Raw genomic sequence first — 13683 nt, forward strand, 5'->3', positions numbered from 1 at the left:
CTCGCATTATAGGCCGGAAAAACCTGGGCAGGCAAGCCCGGATCGCTGAACATCAATGCTTCAGCGACTCCGCGCTCACCGGCGCCACCACGGCTTCGGTTTTCACAGCGTCGACCTTAACTGGCTCATCTTCTGGCAGAGCTTGCGGCATGGATTCAAGCGCGATCTCCAGCACTTGGTCAATCCACTTCACCGGCACGATCTCGAGGTGGTTCTTGACGTTCTCTGGGATGTCCTGAAGGTCCTTGGCATTCTCTTCAGGAATGAGCACCGTCTTGATGCCACCGCGATGAGCGGCCAGCAGCTTCTCTTTCAAGCCACCGATGGCAGTGACCTCGCCACGCAGCGTGATTTCACCCGTCATCGCAACATCAGCGCGCACCGGAATGCCCGTCAGCGCCGATACGAAGGCTGTGGTCATCGCCGCACCGGCACTCGGGCCATCCTTGGGGGTGGCGCCGTCGGGCACGTGGATGTGGATGTCGCGCTTCTCGAACATCTCGTCTTTGATGCCCAGGCGGCGTGAGCGGCTGCGCACCACGGAGCGCGCGGCTTCGACCGACTCTTTCATCACGTCACCCAGCGAGCCGGTGCGGATGATGTTGCCCTTGCCCGGCATCACGGCCGTCTCGATGGTCAGCAGATCGCCACCCACTTCAGTCCACGCCAAGCCCACGACCTGCCCGACCTGGTTGGTCTTCTCGGCCTGGCCGTAGTTGAACTTGCGCACACCCAAGAAGTCGTTCAGGTTCTCATCGGTGACCACCACCTTCTCGGTGTAGGTCTTGAGCTGAATGCCCTTCACCACCTTGCGGCAGATCTTGGAAATCTCGCGCTCGAGCGAACGCACACCGGCTTCACGTGTGTAGTAGCGAATGATCCCGCGCACGGCCGACTCGGCGACTTCCATCTCTTCGTCTTTCACGCCATTGTTCTTGCACTGTTTGGGCAACAGGTACCGCGTGGCGATGTTGAGCTTCTCGTCTTCCGTGTAGCCCGACAGGCGAATCACTTCCATCCGGTCAAGCAATGCTGGCGGAATGTTCATCGAGTTCGAAGTCGCGATGAACATCGTGTCGCTCAGGTCGAAATCGACCTCGACGTAGTGGTCGCTGAAGGTGTGGTTCTGCTCGGGGTCGAGCACTTCCAACAGCGCCGAAGACGGGTCACCACGGAAGTCCATGCCCAGCTTGTCGATCTCGTCGAGCAAGAACAGCGGGTTGCGCGTGCCGACCTTGGAGAGGCTCTGCAGCACCTTGCCCGGCATAGAGCCGATGTAGGTGCGGCGATGCCCGCGAATTTCGGCCTCGTCGCGCATGCCGCCCAGCGCCATGCGGACAAACTTGCGGCCGGTGGCGCGCGCCACGCTCTGCCCAAGCGAGGTCTTGCCCACGCCAGGAGGGCCGACCAGGCACAGGATAGGCGCCTTGACCTTGTCGACGCGCTGCTGCACCGCGAGGTACTCAAGGATGCGATCCTTGACTTTGTCGAGGCCGTAGTGGTCTTCGTTAAGCACTTCTTCGGCGTGCTTGAGGTCGTACTTGATCTTGGTCTTCTTGGTCCAAGGCAAGTTGATCAGCGTGTCGATGTAGTTACGCACCACAGTGGCTTCAGCCGACATGGGCGACATGAGCTTGAGCTTCTTGAGCTCGCCATCGACCTTCTTGCGAGCCTCTTTCGGCATCTTGGCAGCGACGATCTTCTTTTCCAGCTCCTCCATGTCGGCGCCTTCTTCGCCGTCACCGAGTTCCTTCTGGATGGCCTTGACCTGCTCGTTCAGGTAGTACTCGCGCTGGCTCTTCTCCATCTGGCGCTTCACACGGCCGCGGATGCGCTTTTCAACCTGAAGGATGTCAACTTCGTGCTCGAGTTGCTCAAGCAATTTTTCCAGCCGCTTGTCGACCGCGAACAGGTCGAGCACCGACTGCTTGTTTTCGAGCTTCAGCGGCAAGTGCGCCGCGATGGTGTCGGCCAGGCGGCCCGCGTCATCGATGCCCGCGATTGAGGTGAGGATCTCCGGCGGGATCTTCTTGTTGAGCTTGACGTATTGGTCGAACTGCTGCGTCACGGCGCGGCGCAGGGCTTCGACTTCCGGCTTGGCATCGACCTCGGGGGGCACGGGCGTCACCTCGGCCATGAAATGCTCGCCGTTGTCGCTGATCGAATGCGTGTTGGCACGCTGGATGCCTTCAACCAGCACCTTCACCGTGCCGTCGGGCAGCTTGAGCATCTGCAGGATGCTGGAGACACAACCCACTTCGAACATATCGTCGGGCTTGGGCTCATCCTTGCCAGCAGCGCGTTGCGCCACCAGCATGATTTGGCGGCCTGCTTCCATCGCCGCCTCAAGGGCCTTGATGGATTTGGGGCGACCCACGAACAGCGGGATCACCATGTGGGGGAACACCACCACGTCGCGCAGCGGCAGCAGCGGCATCGTGATCGGTTCAGCAGGCAAAACGGGATGTCCGGACATTGGAACCTCTCTTTCTCAAGCCCACATAAGGCCCGAGCGATTATTTGCAAGATGCCCGCGCCTTACAGCGCACGGGCCATTAAGGATCCTCAGTCTCAGCTGCGAGGGCTCAAGCACTGGCCTTGGCTTGCTCGCGATACACCAACAGGGGCTTGGCGTTTTCTTCGATGGTGTGCTCGTCGAGCACGACCTTTGCCACACCGTCCAGTGTGGGCAATTCGAACATGGTGTCGATCAGGCTCAGCTCCATGATCGAGCGCAGGCCGCGGGCGCCAGTCTTGCGGGCCAAGGCCTTGCGCGAGATGGCAGCCAGGGCCGACGGGCGGATTTCGAGTTCCACGCCGTCCATGGCGAAGAGCTTCTGATACTGCTTAACCAACGCGTTCTTCGGCTCGGTGAGAATCTGGATCATCGCGTCTTCGGTCAGCTCGCCCAATGTCGCAACCACCGGCAGGCGGCCGACCAGTTCGGGGATCAGGCCGAACTTGATCAGGTCTTCGGGCTCAACTTCACGGAAGACTTCGGACACGCGCTTCTCGCTCTTGGTGTGTACCGTGGCGCCGAAACCGATGCCCGACTTTTCGGAGCGGTTTTGAATCACTTTCTCCAGCCCGTCGAATGCGCCACCGCAGATGAAAAGAATGTTGGTCGTGTCGATCTGCAAGAAGTCTTGATTCGGGTGCTTGCGCCCGCCTTGCGGGGGCACAGACGCCATGGTGCCTTCCACCAGCTTCAGCAGCGCTTGCTGCACGCCCTCGCCCGACACGTCTCGCGTGATCGACGGGTTGTCGGCCTTGCGTGAAATCTTGTCGATCTCATCGATGTAGACGATGCCACGCTGAGCCTTGTCAACGTCGTAGTTGCAGTTCTGCAGCAGCTTCTGGATGATGTTTTCAACGTCTTCACCCACATAGCCGGCTTCGGTCAGCGTGGTGGCGTCGGCGATCACGAAAGGCACGTTGAGCAAACGGGCCAGCGTCTGAGCCAGCAAGGTCTTGCCTGAGCCGGTGGGGCCGATCAGCAGGATGTTGCTCTTGGACAGCTCCACCTCGTCTTTGGTGGTGGCCATGTGCTTCAGGCGCTTGTAGTGGTTGTAGACCGCGACCGCCAGTGTTCGCTTGGCTGTGTCTTGGCCGATCACGTACTGGTCGAGGCTGGCCTTAATGTCGCTAGGCACAGGCAAATCAGACTTGGCAGCACGCGCTTCGGGCGTGTCGGCCGGAACCTCATCGCGAATGATGTCGTTGCAAAGCTCTATGCACTCGTCGCAGATGAAAACTGACGGGCCCGCGATGAGCTTCTTCACCTCATGCTGGCTTTTGCCGCAGAAGGAGCAGTAAAGAACTTTCTCGCTGGAGGAGCCTTTTTTTTCGGCCATGAATGGGTGCGCGCTAGGGCGTAGAAGAGGCTGAGTGAATGATAGAGCAAAAGAAAACGGGGCCTTGGCGGTAATAAAGGCCCCGTTTAGATCGCAGTTACGGGCCTCGCCCTGTCGAAATGCTGATTCAGCCGGCGGCGGCCGGCCCCGCACGCTTGTTCACCACCAGATCGATCAGGCCATAGGTCTTGGCCTCTTCGGGGTCCATGAAGAAATCACGCTCCATGTCGGAACGGATCTTTTCCAGTGGCTGGCCGGTGCGTTCGGCGTAGATCTTGTTCAGCTGTTCACGGGTCTTCAGAATTTCGCGTGCGTGGATCTCAATGTCGGTGGCCTGGCCTTGCGCGCCACCCGAAGGCTGGTGAATCATGACGCGCGCATTGGGCAGCGAGAAACGCTTGCCTTTGGCACCGGCCATCAGCAGAAAGGAGCCCATGCTGGCAGCCATGCCCACGCACATGGTCGAGACGTCGGGCTTGATGAATTCCATGGTGTCGAAGATCGACATACCGGCGGTAACCGAACCACCTGGCGAATTGATGTAGAAGTGGATGTCCTTGTCAGGGTTCTCGCTCTCCAGGAAGAGCAGCTGAGCCACCACCAAACTGGCAGTCTGGTCGTTCACCGGGCCTACCAGGAAGATGATCCGCTCGCGCAGCAAGCGGCTGTAGATGTCGTAAGCACGCTCGCCGCGGCCCGACTGTTCGATGACGACGGGCACCATGCCCAAACCTTGTGTGTCCAGCGCGCTCATGCGATGCGTCCTTGAAGAAGTGATGGGTACAGGTTGGGTCTGATTATGTCGCGTCAAGAGTGGCGCCACAGAAACAAGCCGAACAAATGCAAAGGGCGCCAAGCCTTGCAGCCTGACGCCCTTTCGAGGCTCGAACAGTCAGCCCGTCAGCCGGCCATCAACTCGTCGAACGGCAGCACCTTGTCGGTGACCTTGGCCTTGGAGAGCACGTAGTCCGTGACGTTGTTCTCGATCACAACGCCTTCGACTTCCGCCATGCGCTGACGGTCGCTCAGGTACCAACGCACCACCTCGGCCGGCTTCTCGTAGCTCTGCGCCATTTCTTCAATGTGGGCTTGCAGTTGGTCGGGTTTGGCTTGCAGGTTGTTGGCGCGCACCAGCTCGGCAACCACCAGACCCAAGCGCACGCGGCGTTCGGCTTGGGGAGTGAAGATTTCTTCGGGGATAGGCGCCTTGTCGGCATCTTTCACGCCGCGCTTCTTCAGGTCGGCGCGCGCGTTCTCGACCATGCGATCGGTCTCGTTCTTGACCAGCGCCGTCGGCAGATCGAGCTCGGCAGTCTTGGCCACGGCGTCCATCACCGAAGCTTTGTTGCGGGCCAGCACGCGAAACTTCACTTCACGCTCAAGGTTGCGCTTGATGTCTGCGCGCAACGCGTCCACCGTGCCGTCGGCAATGCCCAGGCCCTTGGCCAAGGCCTCGTTCACTTCCGGCAGGTGCTGGGTTTCAACCTTGTTCAGCGTAACCATGAAGTCGGCTTCCTTGCCGGCCACATCCTTGCCCTGGTAGTCCTCAGGGAATTGCAGAGGAAAGGTCTTGGAGTCGCCGGTCTTCATGCCTCGCACGGCCTTCTCAAAGGCTTCGAGCATCTGGCCTTCGCCGATGATGAACTGGAAACCCTCGGCCTTGCCGCCGTCGAAGGGCACGCCGTCGATCTTGCCTTCGAAGTCGATGGTGACGCGGTCGCCCTCGCCCGCTGCCTCAGCCTGCGGGCGCTGCGCAAAGGTGCGGCGCTGTTTGCGCAGGATGTCGAGCGTCTTGTCGATGGCGGCTTCAGTCACTTCGGTGCTGACGCGCTCGACTTCAGCGGTGCCCAGGTCACCGAGCTTCACCTCAGGGTAGACCTCGAAGGTGGCGTCGAAGGCCATCTGGCCCTCAGGTGCAGCTTCTTTCTCGGTGATGCGCGGTTGGCCGGCCACGCGCAGGTTGGCCTCGTTGGTGGCCTGCTGGAAGGCTTGGCCGACCTTGTCGTTCATGACCTCGTATTGGACCGAGTAGCCATAACGCTGAGTCACCACGCTCATCGGCACCTTGCCGGGGCGAAAGCCGTCGGCTTTGACGGTGCGCGCAAGGCGCTTGAGGCGCGATTGCACCTCGTTGTTGATGGTGTCGGCGGCGAGCGTCAGCGTGATGCGGCGTTCGAGCTTTTCGAGGGTTTCAACAGTGACAGCCATGATTCTCTGGACTCTCTGGTTTCGTGTTGCTGGTGCGCGGGGCGGGACTCGAACCCGCACACCATTGCTGGCGTCAGGACCTAAACCTGGTGCGTCTACCAATTTCGCCACCCGCGCGGGTGTCAGAAGAAGAAAAGCGGGGTCGCCACGGCGACCCCTTTTCGGTTGGGCGATTTCGAGGAACCGCGGATTTTAGCTGCTTGCGGCCACTCGCTCCTGATCGGCCGGTTTGACCCGGAACCAGGCGGCATACATCGCCGGCAAAGCCAGGAGCGTGAGCGCCGTCGCGACGATCAGCCCGCCCATGATGGCGACCGCCATCGGGCCCCAGAACACGCTGCGCGACAACGGGATCATGGCCAGCACCGCAGCCGCGGCCGTGAGGATGATCGGCCTGAAGCGGCGCACCGCGGCTTCGACAATGGCGTTCCAGGTGGGCACGCCGCGCTCGCGGTCTTGCTCGATCTGGTCGATCAGGATCACCGAGTTGCGCATGATCATGCCGGCCAGTGCGATCACCCCCAGCAAGGCCACAAAGCCGAACGGCCGGTTCAGCAGCAGCAAGGCGCCGGCCACACCCGCAATGCCCATAGGCGCGGTTAGAAACACCAGCACCGAGCGGCTGAAGCTTTGCAGCTGCAGCATCAGCAGCGTGAACATGATGAAGAGCGCAATCGGCAAGCCGGCAGCGATCGAGCCCTGCCCCTTGCTGCTTTCTTCCACCGCGCCTGCCACTTCCACGCGATAACCCTGAGGCATCTTGGCGCGGATGGCGTTGAACAGCGGGTTCAGCTGCTCGGTCACCGTGGCGCCTTGCAGGCCGTCGATGATGTCGCCCTGCACCGTGGCAGCGTAGTCACGGTTCTCGCGCCACAGCACACCCGGTTCCCACACGAAGCTGGCCTTGGCGATCTGACCCAGCGGGATGCTACGACCCGTGGTTGTGGGCACGTAGGCGTTGCCAAGATCGGTGAGCGCGTTGCGCTCTTCCAGCGGCTGGCGCAGCACGATGTCGATCAGCTTGTCGCCGTCGCGGTACTGGCCGACGGTGGTGCCGCTGTTCATGGTGCGGGCTGCTTGGGCGATGGCTTGGCTGGAGACGCCAAGCGCACGAGCCTTGTCTTGGTCAACTTCCAGGCGCAGCACCTTCACCGACTCGTTCCAGTTGTCGTTGATGCCGCGCATGTTGGCATTGGTGCGCATGATGGCCTTCACTTCGTCGGCATAAGCGCGCACCTTGCCAGGGTCGGGGCCGACCACGCGGAACTGCACCGGGTAAGGCACCGGCGGCCCGTTGGGCAGCAGCTTGGGTCGCGCGCGTGCCTCCGGGAATTCGGTGGCCAGCAACTCGGGCAGCAGCTTGCGCAGGCGCTCGCGGGCCTTCAAGTCCTTGGGCAGCACCACGATCTGGCTCACGTTGCTCTGCGGGAATATCTGGTCGAGCACCAAGGCGAAGCGCGGCACGCCACTGCCCACCCAGGTGGTGACGTGGTTGACGCCCTCGAGCTTCATCAGGCGTGTTTCGACCCGCTTGGTCAGGGCTTCGTTGGCCGCGTAGGAGGTGCCTTCGGGGTACCACAGGTCAACCAGCACTTCGAGGCGGTTGGAGTCTGGGAAGAACTGGTTCTGTACCTTGCCCATGCCGAACAAGCCGAGCAGCAATGTGCCCACGGTCAGGCCGATGGTGATCCAGCGGTGAGCCACGCACCAGTTCACCAGTGCGCGAAAGCGCGCGTAGAACGGCGTGTCGAACAGCTCGTGCGGCTGGTCACTGTCGGCATGCGGCTTGGTCTTGAGCAGCAGCGTGCCCAGGTAAGGCACGAAGTACACCGACACCAGCCATGAGATCAGCAGCGCCGCGGCCGTGACGGCAAAGATGGCGAAGGTGTATTCGCCCACCGTCGATTGCGCCAGGCCTATGGGCAAGAAGCCCACCGCGGTGATCAGCGTGCCGGTGAGCATGGGCATGGCCGTGGCCTCATACGCGAAGGTGGCGGCGCGCGCCTTGTCGTAGCCTTCTTCGAGCTTGCGCACCATCATCTCGACAGCAATGATGGCGTCGTCCACCAGCAACCCGAGCGCGATGATCAGCGAGCCTAGCGAGATCTTGTGCAGCCCCACGCCCCAGTAGTACATGGCGACGAAGGTGATGGCGAGCACAAGCGGAATGGTGATGCCCACCACCATGCCAGGCCGCCAATCGAGACGCAGCGGCTTGAAGTGCAGGCCCAGGCTGATGAAACTCACCGCCAGCACGATGATCACGGCCTCGATCAGCACGCCCACGAACTCACCCACCGACGTGGCGACCACGGTCGACTGGTTCTGGAACTGGTACAGCTCCAAACCGGCGGGCAAATCATCTTTGATGGCCTGCGTGGCCACCTTGAGCGACTTGCCCATTTCGATGATGTCTCCGCCCTTGCCCATCGAGATGCCGAGTGCGATCACCTCTTTGCCCTGGTGGTGCACCTTCACCTGCGGCGGGTCAACATAGGCTCGCTTCACTTGCGCGATGTCGCCTAGTTTGAAGCTCGCACCGTTGGCACGTATGGCAAACAGCTTCAGCTGCTCCACCGAGTTGAACTGGCCGCCCACGCGCACCTGCACGAAGTCGGTGGTCGAGTTGATGACACCCGCCGATTCCACTGCGTTCTGCTGGCCCAGCTGCGCCAGCACGGCGTTGAAGTCGAGGCCCAACTGTGCGAGGCGCTTCTGCGAAATCTCTATGAAGATCTTTTCATCTTGCGCGCCGAAGACCTCGACCTTGTTGACGTACTTCACCTTCAGCAGGCGCTGGCGCACCTGATCGGCGTGGTCTTTCAGCTCGCCGTAGGTGAAGCCGTCGCTGGACAGTGCGTAGATCGAGCCATACACGTCGCCGAACTCGTCGTTGAAGAACGGGCCCACCACGCCGCCCGGCAACGTGGCGCGCATGTCGCTGATCTTCTTGCGCACCGTGTACCAAATCTGCTGGACTTCCTTGGGCGGCGTCGAATCTTTCAGCTGAAAGATGATGAGCGTCTCGCCCGGCTTGGAGTAGCTGCGGATCTTGTCGGAGTACGGCACCTCTTGCAGCGTCTTCTCAAGCTTGTCGGTGACCTGGTCGGCCACCTGCTGCGCCGTGGCGCCGGGCCAGTAGGCGCGCACCACCATTGCACGGAAGGTGAAGGGTGGGTCTTCGTCCTGGCCCAGTTGGAAGTAGGCAGCCAGGCCTAACAGCAGCAAGACGAGCAGCAGGTAGCGCGTGAGCGCGGGGTGTTCAAGCGCCCATTTGGAGATGTTGAAACGCTGCGAGGCGCTCTTGTTTTCGTGGGTGTCGGTGGGGGTGGTGCTCACAGCAGCCTCTCTTACTTCACCGAGACCGGGGTGCTGGTGGCCACCGTGGCCGCAGGCGGCGCGGTGGGGTCGACATAGAACTTCACTTGCTGGCCGGAATTGAGCACGTGCACACCGGCCGTCACGATCAGCTGGCCAGGCGCCAGGCCAGCCATCACTACCGCCTCGTTGCCCTCGGCACCGGCAATCTGCACGTCTTTCGACGACACCGTCATCGTCGCCTTGTCGACCACCCACACCGCCGTCTTGCCTTGCTCTTCACGCAAGGCCGACAGCGGCAGCTTGGTGATGCCCGACACCTTGGGCATGTCGGCCACGATGGTAGCGGTCTGGCCCAAGCGCACCGCGGCACTCGCCGGCGATGAGCCCAGGTCAGCCTTGACCGCAAAGGTGCGCGTCACGGGGTCTGCAGCGGCTGCAATCTCGCGGATGTGCGCCGGCAAGAGCTCGGCGTTGGCGCCCCACAAACGCACCTTGAGCTTGCCGGGCTGGCCCGCCAAGGCCTTGATCTGGTTGACCTTGTCTTCAGGCACGTTGAACACCACGTCGCGCGGGCCTTCATGCGCCAGGCGCACGACCGATGCGCCGGCCGCCACCACCATGCCGGGCTCGGCGTCCACGGCCGTGATCACGCCGTTGGCGTCGGCCACCAGCGAGGCATACGCAGCCTGGTTGCCCTGCACGCTGGCCTGTGCCTGCGCCTGATCCAGCTGCGCCTGACCCGACTTCAACGCGGTCTCGCGGCGCTCGAGCTCGGCCGAGCTGATGAAGCCCTGGTCGCGCAGCTCTTTGAAACGCTTGAAGTCTGCAGCGGTCTGATCGAAGTTGGCCTGCGCAGCAACAAGGCCAGCGCGGGCGGCTTCTTGGCCCAGCTTCAGATCTTGCGGGTCGAGCTGCGCCAACACTTGACCGGCTTTCACCACGTCACCCACATTGGCCGTGCGGCGCACGATCTTGCCGCCGACCCGAAAGCCCAGGCGAGACTCGGTGCGCGCCCGCACCTCGGCAGCGTATTCATAGCTGGCGCCCGCGGAGTCGGTTGCCACGGTCATGGTGCGCACGGCGCGCACCGGCGCCGATGCCGTTTCGGCCTTGGAGCAGGCGGCCAACACCGCAAGGCCAAGCATGGAGATGAGCAGGGTGGAACGCATGGGAGTCCTTCGACTTAGGCGGTAGAGATGGCGCAACTGACTGACTGGTCAGTAATGTATTCGGGTGATCCCGGGGTGTCAAACACTCTTGCAGCGGCGCCCGTGTCGCAATTGGCAAAGCCAAGCAGGGCGACAATGCGCGCTCGAAATCAAGCCCTCATGAGCGTCAATCACTACGAAAACTTCCCCGTGGCCTCGGTGTTGTGCCCGCCCGGGCTGCGCCCTGCCGTGGCCGCGATCTACTGGTTCGCGCGCACCGCCGACGACCTTGCCGACGAGGGCGATGCGGCGCCTGAGCAGCGCCTGGCCGACTTGAGCGCCTACCGTGCCGAGCTTCACGCCGCTGTGGCCGGCAAGCCACCCGCCCCGCGTTGGCAGCGCGTGTTCATGCCCTTGAAGCAGGCCATCGATCGATATGCCCTGCCCATTTCACTGCTGGAAGACCTGCTCAGCGCCTTCGAGCAAGACGTGCGCCAGAACACCTATGCCGACCGCGTCGAGCTGCTCGCTTACTGCGGACGCTCAGCCAACCCCGTGGGCCGCCTGCTGCTGCATCTGTATGGCGTGCAAGGCCAGCGGCAGGTGCTTCAGTCAGACGACATCTGCAGTGCCTTGCAGCTGATCAACTTCTGGCAAGACCTGAGCGTCGACACCCCGCGCGGCCGCGCCTATGTACCGCTTTCGGATTGCGCGCGGCACGGCGTGCCGCTGGCCGCATTGCTCTCCGGTCAAGACACCACCTCAACGCGTGCCTTGGTCGCCGATGTGACGGCCTGGGCCAAAGGGATGATGCTTGCGGGGGCGCCGCTGGTTCACGCCCTGCCCGGCCGCACCGGCTGGGAGCTGCGCCTGGTGGTGCAAGGCGGCTTGCGCATCATCGAAAAAATCGAGCACATGAACCACAGCAGCCTGATCACGCGACCCCGGTTGCGTTGGTACGACGCGCCTGTGTTGTTGTGGCGCGCCGTACGCATGAAAGCCCCAGCGCAATCGTCGCTGCGCGAGGCCCAGCCATGACGCCCGAGCAGTACGTGCAAGACAAGGCAGCGCGCAGCGGCTCCAGCTTCTACTACGCTTTCCTCTTCCTGCCCCCGCCGCGGCGCGCAGCCATCACGGCGTTTTATGCGTTTTGCCGCGAGGTCGATGACGTGGTAGACGAGACACACGACCCCGGTGTGGCCGCCACCAAGCTGGCCTGGTGGCGCAAGGAAATCGCCACCAGCTTCGGTGGGCAACCCAGCCACCCGGTGATGAAAGCGCTGATGCCGCATACAGCTACGTTTGACATCCGCGTGGAACACCTGGCTGCCGTGATCGAAGGCTGCCAGATGGACCTGGAGCAGTCACGCTACCTCGACTACCCCGGCCTCGCCCGCTACTGCCACCTGGTGGCGGGGGTGGTGGGTGAAGTGGCCTCGGGCATCTTCGGGCGCACCCAGCCCGAGACGGTGCAGTACGCACACAAGCTCGGCCTGGCCATGCAGCTCACCAACATCATTCGCGACGTAGGCGACGACGCCCGACGCGGGCGCATCTACCTGCCGGTGTCGGAGCTGCAACAGTTCGACGTGAAAGCGCAGGAGATTCTCAACCGCGGCTACAGCGATCGTTTCACGCAGCTCATGCGCTTTCAGGCCGAGCGCGCACACCGCTGCTACGACGAAGCATTTGCCTTGCTGCCCGACACCGACCGCCGCAGCCAGAAGCCCGGCTTGATGATGGCCAACATCTACCGCACGCTGCTGCGCGAGATCGAGGCCGAGAACTTCCAGGTGCTGCACCAACGCATCTCGCTCACGCCGCTTCGCAAGCTGTGGATCGCAATGCGCACCAACTGGCGGGGCCGCTGATGGGGGTGTCGCGGCGCGTGGCCGTTGTGGGGGGCGGTTGGGCCGGCTTGGCGGCTGCAGTCGAAGCCACGCGGCGCGGCCACCGCGTCACGCTCTACGAGATGGCGCCGCAGCTCGGTGGCCGCGCACGGCAAGTCGACTTCGGCGACACCGTGCTCGACAACGGCCAGCACATTCTCATTGGCGCTTACACGCAGACGCTGTCGCTGATGCGGCTGGTGGGGGTGGACATGGAGCGAGCACTGCTGCGCATGCCACTGCGCGTCACCTATCCCGACGGAAAAGGCTTGCAGTTGAAAGCCGGCTCGCCGATCACAGCCTTCGGCAACGCGGTGCTGCGCTATCCAGGTTGGCACTGGCGCGAGAAACTGGCCCTGCTCATCACGGCCACGCGCTGGGCCTTACAGCGGTTTCGCTGCGACCCGAGCCTCACCGTCGCGCAGCTGACCATGCACCTGCCTGCAGCAGTGCGAGAAGAGTTGCTCGATCCCTTGTGCGTAGCCGCGCTGAACACGCCTGCCACTCAGGCCAGCGCCACCGTGTTCTTGCGCGTCTTGAAAGACGCCTTGTTCTCAGGCCCAGGCTCGGCAGATCTGTTGCTGCCACGTCAACGCTTGAGTGATCTTTGGCCGCAGCCTGCAGCCCAGTGGCTGCTGAACCAAGGGGCCACGCTCAAACTCGCGACACGGGCTGAATCGCTCCAGCGCACCGCCGAAGGCTGGCTGGTGAACGCAGAAGCGGCCGACCACGTGGTGCTGGCCTGCACCGCCAACGAAGCCGCTCGCCTCACGTTCGCCCACGCCCCCGAGTGGTCTCGCGCGGCGGGCGCGCTGAGCTATGAACCCATCGTCACCGTTTACGCCTACAGCACCGGCACGCGCCTGCCGCAAGCCATGATGGCGCTGCACAGCGACGCACAGCGCCCGGCGCAGTTCGTGTTCGACCTCGGCGTCATCGGTGGGCTCGATGGCGTGCTCGCGCTGGTCGTGAGTGGCGCTGCGGCCTGGGTGGCGCAGGGCATCGAAGCCGTGACCACCGCGGCACTCGCCCAGGCGCAGGCGGCCCTCGGTCAACATTTGCGCGCGCCGCTGATTGCTGTGCGAACCACCACCGAGAAACGCGCCACCTTCCTCTGCACGCCACAGCTGCAGCGGCCCGGCAGCCGCGTGATGCCGCAGCTGTTCGCGGCCGGGGACTATGTCGATGGACCCTACCCCGCCACGTTGGAAGGCGCCATGCGGTCTGGCGTGGCGGCCGCCGCAGCTGTCGACTGATGCAGAT

At 62.8% G+C, this 13683-nt stretch carries 9 protein-coding genes and 1 tRNA gene; 3 read left to right on the top strand and 7 right to left on the bottom strand.

Going from position 1 to position 13683, the window contains the following annotated elements; all coding sequences use genetic code 11:
• Nucleotides 1–52: 52 nt before the first annotated feature.
• From lon to AC30QB_RS05430, 7 genes are all read right to left on the bottom strand, one after another.
• Nucleotides 53–2476: an endopeptidase La gene (gene lon / locus AC30QB_RS05400; RefSeq protein WP_489545161.1), complete on the bottom strand. Its 2424-nt coding sequence runs from the start codon at nt 2474–2476 to the stop codon at nt 53–55.
• 109 nt (nt 2477–2585) lie between these two features.
• Nucleotides 2586–3854 (bottom strand): ATP-dependent Clp protease ATP-binding subunit ClpX, encoded by a 1269-nt coding sequence (clpX, locus tag AC30QB_RS05405; RefSeq protein WP_489545162.1) that lies wholly within the window; start codon nt 3852–3854, stop codon nt 2586–2588.
• A gap of 127 nt (nt 3855–3981) precedes the next feature.
• Entirely contained in the window at nt 3982–4608 is a 627-nt protein-coding gene (gene clpP / locus AC30QB_RS05410) for an ATP-dependent Clp endopeptidase proteolytic subunit ClpP (RefSeq protein WP_489545163.1), read from the bottom strand.
• Between the two features lie 146 nt (nt 4609–4754).
• Complete coding sequence (tig, locus tag AC30QB_RS05415) at nt 4755–6062, bottom strand: trigger factor (protein WP_489545164.1); 1308 nt, start codon at nt 6060–6062, stop codon at nt 4755–4757.
• Nucleotides 6063–6092: 30 nt separating this feature from the next.
• A tRNA-Leu gene (locus tag AC30QB_RS05420) sits at nt 6093–6179 on the bottom strand.
• A 75-nt stretch (nt 6180–6254) separates the two neighbouring features.
• Entirely contained in the window at nt 6255–9401 is a 3147-nt protein-coding gene (locus tag AC30QB_RS05425; RefSeq protein ID WP_489545165.1) for an efflux RND transporter permease subunit, read from the bottom strand.
• An 11-nt stretch (nt 9402–9412) separates the two neighbouring features.
• Nucleotides 9413–10552, bottom strand: coding sequence for an efflux RND transporter periplasmic adaptor subunit (locus AC30QB_RS05430; RefSeq protein ID WP_489545166.1), 1140 nt, complete (start codon nt 10550–10552; stop codon nt 9413–9415).
• 159 nt (nt 10553–10711) lie between these two features.
• Between AC30QB_RS05430 and hpnC the strand changes: the two genes are divergently transcribed.
• Genes hpnC through hpnE form a run of 3 tightly spaced genes read left to right on the top strand, consistent with a single transcriptional unit; the run spans nt 10712 to nt 13676 of the window.
• Nucleotides 10712–11569: a squalene synthase HpnC gene (gene hpnC, locus AC30QB_RS05435; RefSeq protein ID WP_489545167.1), complete on the top strand. Its 858-nt coding sequence runs from the start codon at nt 10712–10714 to the stop codon at nt 11567–11569.
• On the top strand, nt 11566–12402 hold the full coding sequence (hpnD, locus tag AC30QB_RS05440; protein WP_489545168.1) for a presqualene diphosphate synthase HpnD: 837 nt from the start codon (nt 11566–11568) through the stop codon (nt 12400–12402). The genes hpnC and hpnD overlap by 4 nt, the downstream gene beginning before the upstream one ends.
• Nucleotides 12366–13676, top strand: coding sequence for a hydroxysqualene dehydroxylase HpnE (hpnE, locus tag AC30QB_RS05445; RefSeq protein ID WP_489545169.1), 1311 nt, complete (start codon nt 12366–12368; stop codon nt 13674–13676). The genes hpnD and hpnE overlap by 37 nt, the downstream gene beginning before the upstream one ends.
• The last annotated feature ends 7 nt before the right edge of the window (nt 13677–13683 follow it).

The organism is Rhizobacter sp., assembly GCF_046595475.1.
GTDB lineage: Bacteria > Pseudomonadota > Gammaproteobacteria > Burkholderiales > Burkholderiaceae_C > Rhizobacter.